17 protein-coding genes are annotated in these 18,980 nt (G+C 68.2%); 5 read left to right on the forward strand and 12 right to left on the reverse strand.

The window, feature by feature from the left end; all coding sequences use genetic code 11:
• Positions 1-6 precede the first annotated feature (6 nt).
• From E0H45_RS39385 to E0H45_RS39405, 5 genes are read right to left on the reverse strand one after another with little or no spacing between them, the layout of a single operon-like run.
• Positions 7-1,683 (reverse strand): ABC transporter substrate-binding protein, encoded by a 1,677-nt coding sequence (locus E0H45_RS39385; RefSeq protein WP_131347443.1) that lies wholly within the window; start codon positions 1,681-1,683, stop codon positions 7-9.
• Positions 1,680-2,699 carry an ABC transporter ATP-binding protein gene (locus E0H45_RS39390; RefSeq protein ID WP_131347445.1) on the reverse strand — a complete coding sequence of 340 codons (1,020 nt, stop codon included), beginning with the start codon at positions 2,697-2,699 and terminating at the stop codon, positions 1,680-1,682. The genes E0H45_RS39385 and E0H45_RS39390 overlap by 4 nt, the downstream gene beginning before the upstream one ends.
• Positions 2,696-3,679, reverse strand: a complete 984-nt coding sequence (locus E0H45_RS39395) for an ABC transporter ATP-binding protein (RefSeq protein WP_131347447.1) — start codon at positions 3,677-3,679, stop codon at positions 2,696-2,698. Before E0H45_RS39395 ends, E0H45_RS39390 begins: the two co-directional genes overlap by 4 nt.
• Positions 3,676-4,584 carry an ABC transporter permease gene (locus tag E0H45_RS39400; protein WP_131347449.1) on the reverse strand — a complete coding sequence of 303 codons (909 nt, stop codon included), beginning with the start codon at positions 4,582-4,584 and terminating at the stop codon, positions 3,676-3,678. Before E0H45_RS39400 ends, E0H45_RS39395 begins: the two co-directional genes overlap by 4 nt.
• Positions 4,585-4,587: 3 nt before the next feature.
• Positions 4,588-5,547: an ABC transporter permease gene (locus tag E0H45_RS39405; RefSeq protein WP_202872742.1), complete on the reverse strand. Its 960-nt coding sequence runs from the start codon at positions 5,545-5,547 to the stop codon at positions 4,588-4,590.
• A gap of 252 nt (positions 5,548-5,799) precedes the next feature.
• On the opposite strand from E0H45_RS39405, the gene E0H45_RS39410 reads away from it, so the two are divergent.
• Together E0H45_RS39410 and E0H45_RS39415 are read left to right on the forward strand one after the other, a co-directional pair.
• Positions 5,800-6,972, forward strand: a complete 1,173-nt coding sequence (locus E0H45_RS39410) for an ROK family protein (RefSeq protein WP_131347451.1) — start codon at positions 5,800-5,802, stop codon at positions 6,970-6,972.
• Positions 6,973-7,099: 127 nt separating this feature from the next.
• Positions 7,100-9,460 (forward strand): Ig domain-containing protein, encoded by a 2,361-nt coding sequence (locus E0H45_RS39415; RefSeq protein WP_202872743.1) that lies wholly within the window; start codon positions 7,100-7,102, stop codon positions 9,458-9,460.
• A 40-nt stretch (positions 9,461-9,500) separates the two neighbouring features.
• On the opposite strand, the gene E0H45_RS39420 is transcribed toward E0H45_RS39415, so the two are convergent.
• Entirely contained in the window at positions 9,501-10,445 is a 945-nt protein-coding gene (locus E0H45_RS39420) for an aldo/keto reductase (RefSeq protein WP_131347453.1), read from the reverse strand.
• Positions 10,446-10,572: 127 nt separating this feature from the next.
• Here E0H45_RS39420 and E0H45_RS39425 point away from each other — a divergent pair, with 127 nt between their 5' ends.
• From E0H45_RS39425 to E0H45_RS39435, 3 genes are read left to right on the forward strand one after another with little or no spacing between them, the layout of a single operon-like run.
• Positions 10,573-11,433, forward strand: a complete 861-nt coding sequence (locus tag E0H45_RS39425) for a fumarylacetoacetate hydrolase family protein (RefSeq protein WP_131347455.1) — start codon at positions 10,573-10,575, stop codon at positions 11,431-11,433.
• Complete coding sequence (locus E0H45_RS39430; protein WP_131347457.1) at positions 11,430-12,206, forward strand: SDR family NAD(P)-dependent oxidoreductase; 777 nt, start codon at positions 11,430-11,432, stop codon at positions 12,204-12,206. Before E0H45_RS39425 ends, E0H45_RS39430 begins: the two co-directional genes overlap by 4 nt.
• Before the next feature lie 12 nt (positions 12,207-12,218).
• Positions 12,219-12,911, forward strand: coding sequence for a FadR/GntR family transcriptional regulator (locus E0H45_RS39435; RefSeq protein WP_131347458.1), 693 nt, complete (start codon positions 12,219-12,221; stop codon positions 12,909-12,911).
• Here E0H45_RS39435 and E0H45_RS39440 read toward each other — a convergent pair.
• The 6 genes from E0H45_RS39440 to E0H45_RS39465 are packed head-to-tail and all read right to left on the reverse strand — an operon-like array spanning position 12,898 to position 18,978.
• A complete protein-coding gene (locus E0H45_RS39440) occupies positions 12,898-13,665 on the reverse strand; it encodes an enoyl-CoA hydratase/isomerase family protein (protein ID WP_131347460.1) in 768 nt (255 codons plus the stop codon). The genes E0H45_RS39435 and E0H45_RS39440 overlap by 14 nt on opposite strands.
• Positions 13,658-14,728, reverse strand: a complete 1,071-nt coding sequence (locus E0H45_RS39445) for a carbohydrate ABC transporter substrate-binding protein (protein WP_131347462.1) — start codon at positions 14,726-14,728, stop codon at positions 13,658-13,660. The genes E0H45_RS39440 and E0H45_RS39445 overlap by 8 nt, the downstream gene beginning before the upstream one ends.
• Positions 14,728-15,936, reverse strand: a complete 1,209-nt coding sequence (locus E0H45_RS39450) for a CaiB/BaiF CoA transferase family protein (RefSeq protein WP_131347464.1) — start codon at positions 15,934-15,936, stop codon at positions 14,728-14,730. The genes E0H45_RS39445 and E0H45_RS39450 overlap by 1 nt, the downstream gene beginning before the upstream one ends.
• A 17-nt stretch (positions 15,937-15,953) precedes the next feature.
• Positions 15,954-17,072 carry an aldose 1-epimerase family protein gene (locus tag E0H45_RS39455; protein ID WP_131347466.1) on the reverse strand — a complete coding sequence of 373 codons (1,119 nt, stop codon included), beginning with the start codon at positions 17,070-17,072 and terminating at the stop codon, positions 15,954-15,956.
• The gene (locus tag E0H45_RS39460) at positions 17,069-17,806 is read right to left on the reverse strand and encodes an SDR family NAD(P)-dependent oxidoreductase (protein WP_131347467.1); all 738 of its coding nucleotides are present in this window, start codon (positions 17,804-17,806) and stop codon (positions 17,069-17,071) included. Before E0H45_RS39460 ends, E0H45_RS39455 begins: the two co-directional genes overlap by 4 nt.
• Entirely contained in the window at positions 17,803-18,978 is a 1,176-nt protein-coding gene (locus E0H45_RS39465) for a mandelate racemase/muconate lactonizing enzyme family protein (protein WP_131347469.1), read from the reverse strand. The genes E0H45_RS39460 and E0H45_RS39465 overlap by 4 nt, the downstream gene beginning before the upstream one ends.
• Positions 18,979-18,980: the final 2 nt, after the last annotated feature.

Here is an 18,980-nt window from a genome sequence, read left to right on the forward strand (position 1 = left end):
GTTCGGCTACTTGGTCGGTGTGAGGTTCTGGATGGTGAGGATGGTCTCGGGCCCGAGCAGCGAGTGCGGGACGTACTCGGCGCTCGCCGGGTCCGGCCAGCCGGTCCATCGGCTGGAGTTGACCTCGATGAACCACGCTGCGGTGAACAGCGGCGCGAACGGCACGTTGTCCACGACGATCTTCTGCAGCGCGGCGGCGTACTCCTTCTGCTTCGCCTCGTCGTTGGTGACGCGCCACTTCGCCAGCAGGTCGTCGGTGGTCTTGTCCTGCCAGCGCGTGTAGTTCGTCGACGCCTCCTGGCCGAGCGGAGCGCCGTTCGCGCTGTTCAGCACGCCGTCGTACCCGGCCCACGGAGTGTTGCCGCCAGCCTGCCAGTCGAGCGCGATGTGGTAGTCGCCCTTCGCCATCTGGCCCCACAACTGGTCCTCCGGTGTCGGCACCACCTTGACGTTGAGGCCGAGCCCGGTTCGCCACTGCTCGGCCAGCCCGAGGCCCCAGGCGCTCCAGTTGGAGTACTCGACCACGGGCTTCATCGTCAGCGGGTACGACTTCCCGCCCTTCGACAGGTTGCCACTGGCATCGAGCTTGTACGACGCCTGCGCGAGCTCGGCCTTCGCTGTGGCCAGGTCCTGCGTGTGCGGCTTGTCCTTGTACTCCGGCGCGAGCAGATCGCCGTACACCTTCGCGTCGTACCCGGTCGCGTTCGTCGGGCTCTGACCGGTCACGTTGAGCTTGAGCAGCTTCTCCGGGTCGATCGCACCGTACAGGGCCCGCCGGACATGGACGTCGTCGAGCGGCGGCTTCGCGACGTTGAAGTTCAGGCCTTCGTCACCACCGGTCGGGTAGGTCCAGTAGTGATTGGTCGTCGGGTTCTTCGCGACGAACTGCTTGTCGGCGTCCTGCCAGGACATCGTGCTCCAGTCGAGCTGCCCGTTCAGCATCATCGCCTTGCCCACCTGCGGGTCGGCGAACGGCTTGATGTTGATGTGCTTGACGCCCTTGGACTTCCCGCCCCAGTAGTCGTCGCGCCAGTCGAAGGTGATCTGCTGCGGCGAGAACTTCGTCAGCTTGGCGGGCCCGGTGCCGATCGGCTCGGGGTTGGTCCAGGTCTCCAGGTTCTGCTGGGACCAGATGTGCTGCGGCACGATCCGCTCGTCGCCGTACGACGCCAGCTTCTGGTACGCGACGTCGTCGTAGCTGATCACGACGGTGTGGTCGTCAGGGGTGGTGATGGTCTTGAACCCGAGCGAGTTCTGGGTCAGTTTCGGGTTCGACTTCGGCGCCTCGAAGGTGAACTTCACGTCCTTCGCGGTGAACGGCGTACCGTCGGACCACTTCACGTCCGTGCGCAGCTTGAAGGTCAGCGTCTGGCCGTCCGGGCTCCACTCGAACGACTCCGCGAGCCACGGTTCGGGCTTCTTGCCGGCCAGGTGGTCGATCCGGATCAACGGCTCGTACAGCAGGTTGGTGGCCGGGCTCTTCTTGTCCGCGGGCGAGAACCGGTTCCAGTTCTTCACGAACGTCGGCGCCGCGGCGGACGCGGTCATGTTCAGGGTGTCCACCGCCGCCTTGCCGCCGGCGGTTCCCCCGCTGCTGCCGGTCCCCTTGTCGGTGCTGCACCCGACGGCTGCCGCCGCGAGGGTGACGACCGCCGCGACCGCGACGAGTTTGCGATGCATCATGGCTTTCCTTCCAGGACGTGGCCCCTGTCCTTCTGATGCAGCCAGCAGTGCGCCCACTGGCCGTCAGGGAACTCGGTGCGTTCGGGGAATGTCTGCCGGCACTCGTCCATCGCGAACGGGCACCGGGGGTGGAACTGACAGCCGCTCGGCGGGTCGACCAGGTTGGGTGGCTCGCCGAGATCGTCCGCCACGTCGAACAGACCGGTGTCACCGGACCGCAGGGATCGGCCCGGGTCGGGCGAGGAGTCCAGCAGCAGCTTCGTGTACGGGTGTTTCGGCGACTGGATCACCGAGTCCCGCGGGCCGCCTTCGACCATCTGGCCGGCGTACATCACCTGGATCGTGTCGCAGAGGTACCGTGCGCTCGCGATGTCGTGCGTGATGTAGAGCAGGGCCAGGCCCTCCTCGTCACGCAGCTTCGCGAGCAGATTCAGGATGTCGAGCCGGATCGAGACGTCCAGCATCGAGATCGGCTCGTCTCCGAGCAGCACACTCGGCCGTACGGCGAGCGCCCGGGCGATGACGATCCGCTGGCGCTGGCCTCCCGACAGTTCGTGCGGGAACTTGTCGATGAACTGCTCGACAGGGGTCAGATTCACCTTGCGCAGCAGCTCGAGCGTCTGTTCCTCCAGCTCCTTGCCGCGGAGGGTGCGCTGATGGATCCGCAGGGCCCGGCCGAGGGTGTACCGCACCTTGTGGAGCGGGTTCAGCGAGGCGAACGGGTCCTGGAAGATCAGCTGGACCTGGCGGAAGTAGGAGCGTTCGGCGTTCCGGGCGTGCGACACCTCGGCACCGTTCAGGCGGATCGTGCCTGCGGTCTGCGGGTACGCCAGCGCCAGCATCCGAGCGACGGTGGTCTTGCCTGATCCGCTCTCGCCGACGAGCGCCACGATGCTGCCCTTGTGCAGCGTGACGTTGGCGTTCTGCACAGCCTTGACCGTCGTACCACGGGAGCCGCGGCCGTGCACCGGGAACTCCTTGCTCAGATTGGTTGCCTCCAGCACCGGAGCTGTCATGGGGTCTCCTCGTACAGCAAGCAGGCAACGTCGTTGCGGCCGACCGGGCGGAGCAACGGGATCTGCTGGTCGCAGGCGTCCAGCCGGTCCGCGCAGCGGGGATGGAACGCGCACCCGGACGGCGGTGTCCGCAGGTCCGGTGGAGAACCGGGGATGCCACGCATCGTGGTGAGCTCGCCGTGCAACGGCGGGAACGAGTCGCGCAGGCCGCGGGTGTACGGGTGTTTCGGGGCGGTGTAGATCTCCCTGGCGGAGCCGAGCTCGACGATCCGGCCGCCGTACATGATCGCGATCTGGTCCGCCAGCTCGAGCAGCAACGACAGGTCGTGGGTGACGAAGACGACCGCGAACCCCAGCCGGTCCTGGAGTTGCAGCAGCTGGGCGAGGATCTGGCGCTGCATGACCACGTCGACGGCCGTGGTCGGTTCGTCCATCACGATGAGATCCGGATCGCAGGCCAGCGCGAGAGCGATCAACGACCGTTGCCGCATGCCACCGGACAGCTCGTGCGGGTACGAGCGCAGCCGATCCGAGCCGATCCCCACCATCGCGACCAGCTCCTCGGCCCGTTCCCACGCCTGCCGCTGCGTCAGCTGCGGATCGTGGTACCGCAGCACATCCTCGAACTGGTCACCCAGCCGCATCACCGGGTTCAGGCAGTCCATCGCGCTCTGCAGGACGATCGCAAGCTCCGACCAGCGGTACGCGCGCAACTGACGTTCCGAGAGCGTCAGCAGATCGACCTTGTCACCGTCGGACGAGTGGTACACGAGCCGCCCGGCGGACGTCACCGCCGGCGGTCGCTGCAGCCTCGTCAACGCGGTGATCAGGGTCGACTTGCCCGAGCCGGACTCGCCCGCGACACCGAGGATCTGGCCCCGGTGCAACGTGAACGACACGTCGGCACAGGCCTTCACCGACCCCGTCTGGGACAGGTACTCGACGGTGAGGCCGTCGACCTCCAGCAAGACCTCGTTCATCGGGCCACCTCCGGTTCCGCGGTCCGGGCGGCGCGACGGAAGCGCTTCATCAGCTTGCGGTTCGCGGCGGACAGCCGTGGGTTGCTGATCTCGTCGATGCCGAAGTTGACCAGCGCGGTCGCGGTGCCGAGCAACGCGATGCACAGGCCCGGTGGTACGAACCACCACCACAAACCGTTGAGGATGGCGCTCTGTCCCTGCGCCTCGGAGATGATCGTGCCCCAGCTCACGCTGCCGGTGGTGCCGATCCCGAGAAAGCTCAGCGCCGCCTCGGCGAACACCCCGGCGACGCAGGCGCGCAGGAACATCGCGGACACGATGCCGGTCATATGCGGCATCACCTCGGCGAAGACCAACCTGGTCTTGGACTCGCCGAGCATCCGCATCGCGACGGTGAAGTCCCGGCCGCGCAGCGACATCGTCTGCGACCGCAACGTCCGCGCACCACCGGGCCATTCGAAGGCCGCGATAATCAACGCGATCACCCACCACGCCGCACCTTGCACGTAGCCCGCGATGATCAGCGTCAGCGCGAAGCTCGGCAGTGTGAGGAACAGGTTGGTGAACGCCGTGAGTCCGTGATCGAGCCGGCCCCCGAGGAACCCACTGGGTACGCCGACCAGCGCGGCGATCACGGTGGCGAGGACGGCGCTCGTGATCCCGACGAAGACCGAGCCGCGGGCGCCGACGATCACCTGTGCGAGGACGTCGGAACCGGGCAACGTCGTACCCAGGAGATGTTTCGCGCTCGGGGGCTGCCCGAGCGCGTCGTAGTCGATCGTGCGCGGCGTCGTGTGCATCACCGCCGACACGAACCACGGGCCGAGCAGCGCCAGCAGCAGGAAGGCGGCGAAGACGCCGAGTCCGATCCGGACCTTGGAGTTACGCAGGAATCCGTTCAGCATGGGTCAGGCCTCGTCCCTCGTTCGCGGGTCGAGCAGGACATAGATCGAGTCGGCGATCAGGTTCGCGATCAGCACCGTGAGCGTGATCAGCAGGAAGATCGTCTGCATTACCGGGAAGTCGTGGTCGACCGTCGCGCGGTACAGCCGGTGCCCGAGGCCCGGATAGGTGAACACCACCTCGGTCAGCAGGACGCCACCGAGGATGCCCCCGATCGCGAGCGCGAGTCCGGTGACGTTGGGCAGCAGCGCGTTGCGTGCGGCGTACTTGAACAACACCCGCCAGGTGGGCAGGCCCTTCGCCTTCGCCAGCAGCACGTAGTCCTCGCTGACGGTCGTCACCATCACGTTCCGCATGGTGAAGAGCCAGCCGTTGAACCCGATGAAGATCAGGGTCAGCGCCGGCAGCGCGCCGTACTTGAGGATGCTGAGCAGGAACCAGAGGTTGTTGATCTGGTACGGGACGTCGGGGTCGTAGGCACCCGAGACCGGGAACCACCCGAGCTGGAAGGCGAACGCCCAGAGCGCGACCAGGGACAGCCAGAACGTCGGAATCGCATGCAGGAACGTCGTGGTCGGCGCGAAGATCGCATCGAACCGGCTGCCCGGCTTCCAGCCCATGTACGCACCCAGCGCGGTGCCGACGATCCAGGCGATGATCGTGGTCGTCCCCACCAGCAGCAGGGTCCACGGCAGCGCTTGCGCGATGAGATCGCTGACCGGCGTCGGGTACTCGCTCAACGAGAGTCCGAAGCGGAAGTGCACGAGATCGTTCAGGTAGTGCAGGTACTGCGCCGGCAGGTTCTCCCGCGCGCCGCCGAAGAACAGGCGCACCGAGCGGATCTGGTCCGGTGTCGGCGCCTGCCCCGTCAACTGCTGGATCCGCCGCAGCATGGTTGCCGCCGGATCACCCGGCATGAACCGCGGGATCAGGAAGTTGAAGGTCAACGCCGCCCAGAACGTCACCAGGTAGAACCCGAGGCGCCGCCCGAGGTACCGCAGGCTGGCTGACTTGCTGATCAGTCCTCACTCCCCTCGCATGCTCCGTCACAGGGATCTGATTGGACGTGACCGTATATGAGCAAAGATGTTTGAACAAGGCCTAATTCGCACATCTACGAAAACCTGAATCGTTCAGGAGTGTGATTGGTCCGGACCGCTGCGGACCAGCTGAGGGGATGCAGCGATGCGCGTAAGGTGACTGCCGGAAGGAGCGGCATGACCGACAGCAGGACCCTCTCCGGGGAGAACCCGGCGCTGCTGCGCCGGATCAATCGCTCCGCGGTGCTGCGCGCCCTCGAGGCCGGAACGCAGCAGACCGTCGCACAGCTGGTCACCCGCGTCGGCCTGTCCCGCAGGACGGTCGAGGACGCACTCGCCGACCTGCTGACCCAGGGCTGGGTCGAGGTCGAGTCCGCCACGGATCCTTCGGACCCGGCCCCGGTCGATGCCAACGGCAAGGAAGCCGCCAAGGCTGAGCGTCGTGCGGTCGGCCGTCCGGCACGACGATTCCGGTTCCGGCCGGACGCCGGCCTGGTCGCGGGGATCGACCTCGGCGCGGCCAGGATCGAGTGTCTGGTCACCGATCTCTCCGGTACCGTCCTGGCCGAGGTCGCCGCGGAGGCCCAGCTGGACTGGACCGCGCGACGCCGGCTGAACGCTGCCCGGAAGCTGCTCGACAAAGCGATCCACCAGGCATCCACCCCGGCACCGCTGCTCGGTCTCGGAGTCGGTACGACGGGCATCGTCGACGCCGGCCGCATCTCACTGAGCACCACGCTCCCGGACTGGACCGGCTTCGATGTCGCCGGTGCGCTGCGGGCGGCGGTCACCTGCCCGGTGCTCGTCGACAACGACGGCAACGTCGCCGCGATCGCGGAGCGCTGGACGGGCGCGGCCACCGACGTACGCGACGTACTGCTGATCCATGCCGGCCGCCGGATCACTGCCGGCGTGGTGCTCGACGGGCAACTGCACCGCGGGCGGCATCGTCGGGCCGGCGAGGTCGGCACGATGCCGATGCTGCACTGGGACCGCATCCTGACCGATCTCGCAGCACTCGACGCGGGCGCGACGGCTACCCACCGGATCCTGCGTGCGGTCGCGCGCGACCTGGCCGTCGGCGTCGCCGCGATGGCGCTGACGATCGACCCGGACACCGTGGTCCTGGGCGGGCAGCTCGCCGCTCTCGGCCCAAAGTTCCGGACGGACTTCGAGGCCGCGCTCGCCACGCACTGCCCGTGGGAGATCGACGTCCGCTGGTCGACGCTCGGTGGACGCGGCGTATCGCTCGGCGCCGTCCGTCTCGCCCTCGACGACGTCGAGGCACGGCTGCACGCGGTCGACGGTGCGGACGAGCCGACCCCGCTCGCACTGTCGAACCGAAGCTGAAAATCCCTTAACCGCAAGCAGATCCAGGCATTCGGGTCACTCGAAACCTTGACGCCGGAACACTGCGTCGCTTCAATGGGCCGAGTTATGCGAGCTTCTCGCATAACTCGACCCGAAGGAGCCGTGCGTGAGGAAGAGACGGATCACCGGCAGTCTTGTCGCTGTCGCGCTCGCCATGTCGTCGTTCTGGACCGGACCGGCGGTCGCCGCGCCACCGCTGCGCATCGAGGCAGGTTTCCTGTCGATCGGGCTCAGCCCCAGCGGACGCGTCACGGCACTGACCGACGTCCGCTCCGGCAAGGACTACCTGGCCCCGGGCAAGTCCGCCCCGCTGGTCAGCCTGATGGTGGACGGACACCTCGAGGAACCGACGGCCGTGACGCCAGGGCGCCACGCCCCGGCGACCCTTCAGTTCAAGTTGCCGAGCGCAACCGTCGACGTGACCGTCGAGCGCCGGCCGACGTACAGCAAGCTCGTGATCAGCGGCCTGCAAGCCCGGCCGGGCGCCGACGTGCAGACCGCTTTCTGGGGACCGCTGCCCACGGTCGTCAATCCGCGGACGAACCCGAACCAGGAAGTCGGCGAAGCGGTCGGGGTCGTGCGCGACCAGGACTTCGCCATCGGCCTGCGGCCGTTGAACGACAAGACCGTCGGCGCCTGGCCGATCGAGGACGAGCAGTACGGGTTCGCGGCCGACGTGATCGAGAATCCGTACGACCTGCAGGTCGACACGATGTACGAGTGGAGCGCGGCAGCCGTCACGCCGTGGGGAAGCCTGTTGCGCGCCTACTCCGACGACTACAGCAAGCCGCGGTTGCGACAGGAAGTCAACGGCTTCGGCGGCCCGGCGACGTTCGAGCTCGGGCCCTTGAGCGGTCCTGACGCCTCCATCATCGGGTCGTCGATCGCGCTCTTCGGCAGCGCGCCGGATCTGGCACCGGCCGTTCTCGGCCAGATCGAGGTGGGCGAGGACCAGCCGCATCCGACGCTGAACGGTCAATGGCAGAAGGTGTCCCAGGCCAGTTCCGCGTCGGAGTTCTGGCTCAGTACGAACTCGCAGAACGCGACCGCCTACGCGGATCTCGCGCGGCAGGCCGGCCTCGACTGGATCTACGACGCCAGCGGTGGACGAGGACCCTGGAAGTCCACCGGGCACTACGGCCTCAACGACGGATACCAGAACAGCGACGACGCGCTCGCCACTGCAGTTGCCGGGGTGAAGCAGCGCGGCGTGCAGTTCGGGGCGCACACCCTGTCCGACTTCATCGAGCCGAACGACGCCTACCTGAAGGCACCTGCTGACAAGCGCCTCGCCGTACGGCCGGGCCCGAAGCTGACCAAGGCGCTCGCGGCCGACGGCACGGAGCTGTACGTCGACGGCGTGGACCGACTCACCCCGGGACCCGCGGACCTCCTCCGCGTCGGCGACGAGTTCATCCGCTACACGGCGCAGGAGAAGGTCGGCGACCACGAGTGGAAGCTGACCGGGATCACCCGCGGGTACTGGTCGTCCGCGGCGGCAGCACACTCCCCCGGCGACGAGGCACAGGTCGTCGTGAAGAACTCGTACGGCGGTGCGATCGGCGGGCTCGGCGTCATCGACGAGGTCGCCGAGCGCCTGGGTTCGCTGTACGGGAAGGCCGGTTTGAAGGGGATCTCGTTCGACGGCCTGGAGTCCGCGTCACAGAGCGGATGGGGCTCGTACGGCGTGGCGCGGATGGTGAACGGTTTCTACCGCGACCTCGGCCCGGCCGCCGCCGACGGCTTCGTCAGCGAGGCCAGCCGGATCTCGTCGAACACCTGGAGCGTCCAGACCCGGATGAGCTGGGGCGAACCGAACATCACCTCTCTCGACCAGGTGATCCGCAACAACCGGTTCTACCGGGCCAATTTCCTTCCCGGGATGATGGGACAGACGAGCCTCACGCCCACGCGCAAGGACGCGATCGTCGGCGCGCTCGCGGTCGCCGCATCCTGGAACGCCGGCAGCCAGTACTACGCGTCGCTCTCGCTGGGCGACACAGCAGAAGGAAAGGAGCTGCTGGCAACTATCCGCGCCTGGGAGTCGGCGAGGAACGCGGGCGCCTTCACGACAGCACAGCGCGCCGCCCTGGGCGACACCACGAAGCGCTGGCAGTTGACGATGACCACGCCGGACCGTGAATGGTCCTTGCAGGAGGTCGACACGGCCGGTGCCCCGATCGGCGCCCCGCAGACCGTGACAATCCCACAACCCCAGCTGATCGGTGACCCGCCGCCTGCGGCGACGATCGGCAAGCTGTACGAGTACAAGCTCACCAGCAACACACCACAGACCCGGAAGTTCACGGTGACCAAGGGCTCCCTGCCCGCCGGCCTCACCCTCGACGCCGACACCGGCGCCATCACCGGCATCCCCAGCAAACCAGGTGCCAGTTCCTTCACGGTCACCACCAGCAACGGCGCCCAGCCGACGGCGTCCGCCCGGTACACGATCACGACGTCCTGAGCCCCGGGGTGTCTCCTCCGCGAGGAGGAGGCACCCCGACCTACTGGATCAGGTTGAGCGAGGCGAGGTCTTGCCAGAGCGCCGAAGGGATCGGGGCGTTGAGGTGAGCCAGGTTTTGGCCGAGCTGGTCGGGAGTCGCGGCGCCTGCGACGACCGAGATGACGCGTGGATCGAGGAGCGGATACTGGAGCGCGGCGGCGGGGAGGTCGACGCCGTGGTCGGCGCAGACCTTGTCGATCTCGAGCGCGCGAGCGAAAACGTTTTCAGGCACGGCCTCGTAGTCGTACTTCGCGTCGCGGCTCGGCGTGGAAGCGAGCAGCCCACTGTTGAACACAGCCGCCGCCACGATCCGCACCCCGTGCACGTCACACGCATCCACCAACTCCGGTACGGCGCTGTGGTCCAGCAGCGTGTAGCGATTGGCAACCATCAGTACGTCGGCCAGCCCGGTGCGGACCGTGGTCAGCAGAGCATCGATGCCGAGCGAACCGGTGCCGATCGCCGCGACCGTCCCCTCGGCACGCAACTCGGCGAGGGCCGCCAAGGCCGACTCCGTCGCGCCAGGGATCCCCGACAACTCCGGGTCGTGCGCATAGAGGATGTCGACCCGATCCAGACCCAGCCGGGCGAGCGACTCCTCGACCGATGCGCGTACTCCAGCAGCCGAGTAGTCGAGCACTCGCTGCAGACGCGCGGGTACGACGAACCCGCCGGCGGCCATCGCCGATCCGTCCCACGACGGATCCTCCCGCAGGAGGCGCCCGACCTTCGTGGAGAGGACGTACTCGTCGCGCGGCTTCGTCGCGAGGAAGCGGCCCACCCTCTGCTCGGACAACCCCAGCCCGTAGTGCGGCGCGGTGTCGAAGTGCCGGACGCCGGCGTCCCAGGCGGCGTCGAGGATCGCGTCGGCCTCGGCCTCGGAGTACTGCCGGAACAGGTTGCCGAGCGGCGCACACCCGAGACCGAACCGCGGTACGTCAATCACGTCTGCTCCCCAGCGTTCTGAACTGTGGACAGCACGCTAGACATCATATGTTTCACCTGTCAATGTGGTGCGATGCCGCCAAAAGCACGGTCAGATGCGGCTAAAGATACGATCTGGAGGTAGTGCGATGAAGTTCGCCCGCTTGGGTCCTCTCGGTGCGGAAGCGCCGGTTGTCATCACCGAGGACGGCGTCCGCAGCCTCGCCGGCCTCACGACGGACCTCGACGCCGGGTTCTGGGAGGCCGACGGGCCGGCCCGCGTCGCGGCCGCACTGGCCGCCGGTGAACTGCCGCTCGTCGAGAACGCCGACGACCTGCGGATCGGTGCACCGCTCGCGCGGCCGGGCGCGATCATCTGCATCGGCATGAACTACGCCGCGCACGCCGCCGAGTCGGGTGCCGAGCCGCCGTCGTCGCCGGTCATCTTCTTCAAGGCACCGAACACGCTGGCCGGCCCGAACGACGCCGTGACCATCCCCAAGGGCAGCACGAAGACGGACTGGGAGGTCGAGCTCGGAGTGGTGATCGGCAAGCGCGCGTCGTACCTCGACTCCCCCGCGGACAGCCTGGACCACGTGGCCGGTTTCGTGGTGGCCAACGATCTGTCCGAGCGGGCCTTCCAGATCGAGCAGTCCGGCGGCCAGTGGAGCAAGGGCAAGATCGCGGCGGGCTTCAGCCCGGTCGGTCCTTGGCTGATCACTCCCGACGAGGTCGAGCATCAGAAGCTCAGTCTGCGCAGCTTCGTCAACGGCGAGCCGCGGCAGGACTCCAGCACCGCCGACCAGATCTTCGACGTCGCCACGGTCATCCATCACCTGAGCCAGTACATGGTGCTCGACCCGGGTGATCTGATCATGACGGGAACCCCGGAGGGTGTGGCGCTGTCCGGCCGGTTCCCGTACCTGCGTCCCGGAGACGTTGTCGAGGTGGAGATCGACGGTCTCGGCCGGCAGCGCCAGGAGTACGTCGCGTTCGAGGCCGCCAGATGAGCGCCGGGGAGTACGACGGTCTGGTCGCGATCGTCACCGGAGGCGGATCGGGTATCGGCGCGGCCGTCGCCCGCGAACTCACGGCGCGGGGTGCCCGCGTCGCGGCGTTCGACCTCGAACCTGCTGGTGTCCCGCAGGGTGTGCTCGGGATCAAGGCCGACGTGACGGATGACGCCAGCGTGCGTACGGCGGTTCAGCAGGTCGTCGAGGCGTTCGGACGGATCGACGTGGTGGTCAACAACGCGGGCATCGGCGCACAGGGCACGATCGAGGACAACCCGGACGACCAGTGGCACCGGGTCTTCGACGTCAACGTGATGGGCGCGGTCCGGGTCAGCCGGGCCGCTCTCGCGTACCTCCGTCAGTCGCCCGCCGCCGCGATCGTCAACGTCGCCTCGGTCGCCGCAACCACGGGCATCCCCCAGCGAGCGCTCTACTCCACCACGAAGGGCGCGGTGCAGTCGCTGACGCTGGCGATGGCCGCCGACCATCTCCGCGAAGGTATCCGGGTCAACTGCGTGAACCCCGGTACGGCGGCAACTCCCTGGGTGCAGCGCCTGCTCGACGCGGCGCCCGATCCCGTCGCCGAACGGGCCGCTCTCGACGCTCGCCAGCCGCACGGGCGGTTGGTCGCCGCGGAGGAGGTCGCGCTCGCCGTCGTCTACCTGGCCGGGCCTTCGTCCGGCTCGACGGCGGGTACGGCGCTCGCAGTCGACGGCGGCATGGCTACGCTGCGCCTCCGCCCCAAAGACCCCGACGGCCCAAAGGACTGAGAGGGTAGCCGGATGGCTCTGACCGACGTCGCGATCGAGAAGATCAAGACGATGATTCTCGACGGCCGCCTCAAGCCGGGCGACAAGCTGCCCCGCGAGGCGGATCTCGCCGACCAGCTCGGCATCTCGCGGAGCCCGCTGCGCGAGGCGGTCAGCGTGCTGTCGATGCTGCGGATCCTCGACGTACGACGGGGTGACGGTACCTATGTCACGAGCCTGACGCCGGACCTGCTGCTGGAGACGATGAGCTTCATCATCGACTTCCATCAGGACTCCGGCATCCTCGACCTGTTCGAGGTACGCCGGGCGCTCGAACCGATGGCCGCCGAGAAGGCCGCGCTCCTGATGAGCGCCGACGACGTGGCCGAGTTGCTCGCGCTGACCGAGGCTGTCGACGTCGACAGCCCGGTCGGCGACATGGTGGCGAACGACGTGGAGTTCCATCACCGGATCGCGACCGCCGCGGGCAATCCGGTGTTGTGCTCACTGGTCGACAGCGTCGCCGGACGCACCCACCAAGCCCGGACCTGGCGAGCGGTCACGCAGGAAGACGCCTTCGAACAGACGAAGCGCGAGCACCGCGCGATCGCCCTCGCGATCGGTGACCGGCAGCCCAGCGTCGCCGCCGCGCTGTCGCTGTCGCACGTCGCCGGCATCGAGAACTGGATCCGCCGCAACCTGGGACCGGACACTACGACCGCGTGAACCGCGGCGCGCGCCTTTCTGAGAAGGCTGCTCGGCCCTCGGCCGCGTCGTTCGTCGCGAAGCAGACCGTCTGAAGATCGCGCTCGTACGCGACCGCCTGGTCGAGCGGCAGGTTCAATGCTGCTGACAGGTTCGCCTTGGCGGTCTCGACGGCGATCGGGGCACGCGACGCGATCGTGGTGGCCAACTCCAGCGCACGAGGCAGCAGCGCGTCCGGCTCGAGCACCTCGCTGACCAGCCCCCAGCTCAGTGCGCGCGAGGCGTCGATCGGATCGCCGGTCATCAGCATCAGCGCAGCATTGCCCGGCCCGATGTTGTGGGTCAGCAGTGCGGACATGCCCCCACCGCCGATCCATCCGAGCTTCACCTCGGCCGCCGCGAAGCTGGCAGTCGTCGACGCGAGCCGGATATCGCAGATCAACGCGGTTTCGAGACCGCCGCCGAGCGCGTACCCGTTGACCGCGGCAACCACCGGCTTACGCAGGACCTTGAGCGAGTCGCAGTAGTCCGCGCGGTTCCGGAACGCCCACGGCGTCGGGTACTTGTCGAGCTCCCGGATGTCAGAGCCAGCGCTGAACGCCCGCCCAGTCCCGGTCAGTACGACGGCGCGCACGTCGTCGGACTCGTTGCAGTGCCGAGCCAGCTCGACCAGCGCGTCGGACATCTCCGCGGTGACCGCGTTGAGCTTCGCCGGCCGGTTGAGGGTGATGACGGCGACCTGCCCTTGCTGCTCGAACAGCACCTCTTCACTCATCGTCGGTCCCCTTCCACAAGGCAGCGATCTGATCCAGGCCCGCAGTGGTCGAGACGGCGCCGTCCACGACCTCGCGGACCACCTCGCTCGCCGCGGTCTGAAAGCCGATGTATCCGGCGCGCCTGGGCCGGACCCAGGACGACGTGATCGTCGGCAGCGTGCACCGGTAGAAGCCTGAGACCGGATCGTTGACCTGGTCCGACGTCCATGCGCTCGAAAGCGCCGGCTGTCCCGAGTGCACCGGGATGAACGATTCCTGCGCAGTTGCCGAAAGCAACCACCGCAGATGGTCGACGAGATCAGGGCCGGGTGTGCAGCGCGCGGTGATCGCGAGGCCGGTTCCTCCGATCGTCGAACCCGGCCGCGATCCCTGCCGCTCCGACGGTGCATCGGTGAACGTCACGCGGCGGTCCAGAGCGACCGACGCATAGTTCACATAGCCGTAGACCAGCGGGCAATGCGCCACGGTGTCGTCCGAGACCATGTCGTCCAGCAGCTCGATCGGATCGAGCGGCACCGCGTGTCGCGGGGCGCGAGTGGTCAGGTCGGTCATCAGTTCGAGGGCCCGGCGTCCGGCCGCGGTTGGCACGAAGGAGTCCGGCTCCTCCCCCAGCGCAACGCAGATCGACATGAACGTCAGCAACGCGTGCGGTCCCGCCAGCGACAGCGTCACGGGTGCGTGGTGAGACAGCGCGATCACGTCGGACCACAACCGCGGTGGTGGGCCGGCCAGGTCCACACGGGTCGCAGCAACCTGCGTGGCGGCGTCGAGCGGCAGCGCCCAGAGGTGCCCGTTCATCCGGTACGACGAGACGCTCGGCCCGACGAATTCGCCGTACAGCAGGTCGTCGACCGGTTGAAGATGCCGTACGGCGTCACCGAGATGCGGGTGGTCGAGCACGATGACGTCGTACCGCTCCGCGAGCTGTTCGATCGGTGTGGACTCGAAGCCGCTCAGCGGATGCACGTCCCAGGTCAGATCGATCCCACGATCGACGGAAGCCGCTACCAGTGCATCCCGCCCGCGGGGGTGGTCCCAGGTCAGTCCTCGGTATCGCGGCATCACGGCACCGGATCCGGCAGCGGAGTCTCCGCGACGACGCCGGTCGCCAGCAGGTCCGCGACCTCGTCCGCGTCGAACCCGGCCTCCGCCAGGACCTCCCGGCTGTGCTCGCCCACCAGCGGCGCACCGCGTTCGACCTTCGCGGGTGTCTTCTCGAAGCTGTACGGAAAACCAGGCGTCTTGACCCGGCCCTCGGTGGGATGGTCGTACTCGACAAAGGTGCCGTTGTGGCGGATCTGCGGATCGTTGACGAGCTGCTCGTAGTCGTACACCGGCCCGCACCAGATCCCGGCTGCGGCCAGGTCCGCCAGCCACTCGTCGGTGGTCCGCCCGAGCAGACGCGCGGCGGTCAGCCGGAAGATCTCGTCGCGATGCGTCCAGCCGTGGACCTCGGAATCCATCGCCAGGAACGTGTCCTCGCCGATCACCCGGCCGAGCGTCGGCAGATCAGGCATCGCCAGCGCGAGGAATCCGTCCGCGGTCTTGAACGTTCCGTACGGCGCTCTGATGTACACATGCGCGTGCGGCTCGGAACCCCTTTGTTGCGGAACGTTTCCGGCCGTGAAGACCGACAGCTCCTGCATCTGCAGAGTGGTGATCGCGTCGAGCATGTTCACCGTCACGAGCTGTCCCTGACCGGTCCGCTCCCGGTGCAGCAGTCCGGCGAGCACTGCCTCGAACGCGGTCGACGCGGTCACGGCATCGACGAGGTACTGCCCGGCCGGCTGCGGCGGCTCGCCGTGCCGTCCGGTCGACAGCATCGCGCCGGACTTTGCCTGCAGCAACAAGTCCTGTCCCGGCAGGTTCCGGTGCGGCCCGTCCTCGCCGTACCCGGACATCGACACGTAGACCAGGCGCGGGTTGATGGCGGACAGCGTCGGGTAGTCGACGCCGAGCCGTTCCGCGACGCCGGGCCGGTAGTTCTGCAGGAACACGTCGGCGGTCTCGACCAGGCGCCGGAGTACCCGCTTGCCTTCGGCCGCCTTGAGGTCGATCGCCAGCGAGCGCTTGTTGCGGTTCAGGGACAGGAACGACACGTTGATCGCGTTGCCCTTCGCGCCCCCAGCCGCGGCGTGCCGCTGCCACTCACCCGTCACCGGCTCGACCTTGACGACATCGGCGCCGAGGTCGCCGAGCCGCTGGGCTGCGAAGGGTCCGGCCATCGCGATCGAGCAGTCGAGTACGCGGTAGCCGTCGAGAATGCTCACATTTTCTCCAGAGGTCGTCAGTCGGGCTGGCCGGCGACGCGGCGGATCGCGTCCCGGGCAGCGGTGGTGGCCTCGGCTCCGTCGAGCACCCGGATCGTCGTGCGGTACGCCCGCGACTCACCGTGCTCCAGCCAGGTCATCGTGCCGTCGTCGCGCGCCGCGGCGTTCCCCGTGACGTGATGCGTCGACGGTTCGAGGCCGACGGCGTACTGGCCGCTGCGGAGGTTCTGCCACTCGAAGAAGCACGGCATCGCGGCCGCGTCCCACGTCACCTCGACGCCGAGCGTGCTGTCGCCGCGGATCAGCGCGACGCGATGCCGGCCGTCGGGGCCGGGAACCAGGCGATGCTCGTACACCTGCTCCACGAACCCGGGCTTCGGGTCCGGTTGGACGCGGTACGAGACGCCTTGTTCGGCGACGGAATCGCTGCACCAGGTCGTCTCGGCGATCGGGGCGACGAACTCGGTGCCGGCGTCGATCACCGGCCAGCCGAAGTTCAAGTGGTACAGGAACATGTGCGGCGTGCGCTCGAACCCGAGGTTGTCGACGACGTCGTACAGCCGGATCTCGAGGCCGTCGAAGTCGATCTCGACCGTCCGGGTCAGCCGCAGGTGCTCACCGAACGACGTCGCCTGCACGACCTCGCCGCGCACCCGTAGAGTGCACTGGTCGCCGTCCCAGACCTCGCCTGCTTCGAGCAGCCGGCCCGGGATCGCGGTTAGTCGGCCGTGCAGACCGTGCGCCACGGACTGTTTCGGTGGATAGCGGTAGTGCCCGGCGTCGATCTCATCGCCGAACAGCGTGTGGTCGAGGCCGCCGGACACGAGCAGCCCGTCGAGCGCCCGCAGCCAGGACAGACCGCCTTCGTCGTTGTTCTCGTGCAAACCCGGATGGCGGAAGCCGTTTCCCGACCGCCAGCCGAACGGTACGCCGCGAAACCGCGCGGATCCCAGATCGAGGGCGCGATCCACGAGCACCTCGACCTCGAGCCCGGCCGCACTCCGCAGCTGCACCGCACGCACGCCACGCTCGACACCGTTGCTCAGTTCGATTTCGCGGACCCCCGCGACGCTCGCCAGATCACCGGTCCGCTCCCGCAGAGCCGCGACGGACAACTCGTCTCCGAAGATGTTCACACCATCACCCAGCCGCCGTCGACGTTGAGGGTCTGTCCGGTGACGAACGACGCGTCCTGGCCGACCAGGAAGGACACCACCGACGCGATCTCGGCCGGCGTACCGCGCCGCTTGATCGACTGGTGGTCGAGCACAAAGGCGTTGTAGGCCTCGGGATTCTCGTGGATCGTCTCGGCCTTCGTCGGGAAGGCGCCCGGCGACACCGCGTTCACGCGGATGCCTTCGGGTCCTAGTTCCCGTGCGAGGGCCCGGGTGAGCGCGACCGCGGCGCCCTTCGTGCTGACGTAGCTCGCCAGCCTCTCCCATCCGCCGTGCCACGTGATCGAAGCGATGTTGACGATCGACCCCGCTCGCCGCTCCCGCATCGACCCGGCGGCGGCCTGGGCCGCGACGAAGTACGCGCGCTGGTTCACCGCGACAACGTCGTCGTACTCCTCCAGCCAGATGTCGAGAAACGGTTTCGCGGGATAGATCGCGGCGTTGTTGACCAGGACGTCGAGCGGGCCGAGGGTCTCCTCGGCCGCGGCGATCGTCCGCACAAGCGCTGCCGCGTCGCGCAGGTCGATCGGGAGCGCGGCGTGCGGATGTCCCGTCGCCTTCAATTCGGCCTCGGACTCGTCCAGACCGTCACCCGGCAGGTCGAGGAGCGCGACGCCGTACCCGTCCTGTGCCAGCCGCAGCGCGATCGCCCGGCCGAGGGACCCACCGGCGCCGGTCACGACAGCGGACTTCATTCCTGCGTCTCCCATCGTCCGGCGCGGATCGCCGGCTTGCCGACCAGACGGCGGCCGGCCCGATCCGGGCGTACGTGCGGACCTGCGTCGTCGTCCCAGCTGCCCGCTTCACCGAGCCGCGCGACGGCGTCTTCGTCGAGGGCGTACCCGAGGCCGGGTGACTCGCCGAGCACGAGGTGACCGTCGGCGATCTCCTGGTCCGCGCTGATCCCGACCGGCGTCGACAGGTCCTGGATCTCGATCGACAGATGGTTCGGTACGACGGCAGCCGCGTGACCGAGCGGATTGGCGTCGTACCCCACCGGGCTGATCGGGAGGTCGAACGCGTGCGCCAGCGCGGAGACCCGGAGGAAGTGCGTGATCCCCCAGACGCTGCCGGTCTGGACGATGTCCACGGCGTTGGCCGCCACCAGCGGGCGGAACTGTTCGAGTCCCGTGAGGTTCTCACCGGTCGCGACTGCTGCCTTCACCGAACGCGTGACCATCCCGAGCCCCTCGACGTCCCAGCGCCGTACCGGCTCCTCGACCCAGGCCAGGTCGACATGCTCCTCGATCCGCCGGATGTGCCGGACCGCTTCCTTGCGCGACCACGACTCGTTCGCGTCGAGCATCAGCGCGGGGGCCTGCCCGGTTTCGTCCCGGTACAGCTCGCTCAGCACGTCGAGCCGGCGCAGGTCCGCGGCCACGTCGAGCCCGCCCTTGAGCTTCGCCGCCTGCAGACCGCGCTCCGCGAACTGCTTGTGCAGCCTGACAAGTTCGTCGTCGGCCAGTGGCCCGTCGAGGCCGGACGCGTACGCCGGTACGACGTGATCGCGGGCGCCGAGGAGCCGCCACAACGGTTGCTCGACCGCCTTCGCCTTGAGGTCCCAAAGCGCCATGTCGAGCGCCCCGATGGCACCGAAGACGGCACCGGCATGACCACGCTTGAACACCCACGCGAGCATCCGGTCGTACAGCGCCACGACCGCGCGCGGATCCTGGCCGTCCAGTGCGGGGAAGAGCGTGTCGATGCCCTCGTGCGAGCCGAGCCCGATCCCTTCGAGACCGACGTCGGTGGTCAGTACGACGACCGGCACCGATGTCTTGCCGGATCCGACGGCCCCGTTGGCATCACCGATCGGTCTGCCCCAGTCGTGCACCGTCGTGAGGGTGCGATATCCCGTGATGCGCATCT

This window comes from Kribbella soli (assembly GCF_004331345.1).
Lineage (GTDB): Bacteria > Actinomycetota > Actinomycetes > Propionibacteriales > Kribbellaceae > Kribbella > Kribbella soli.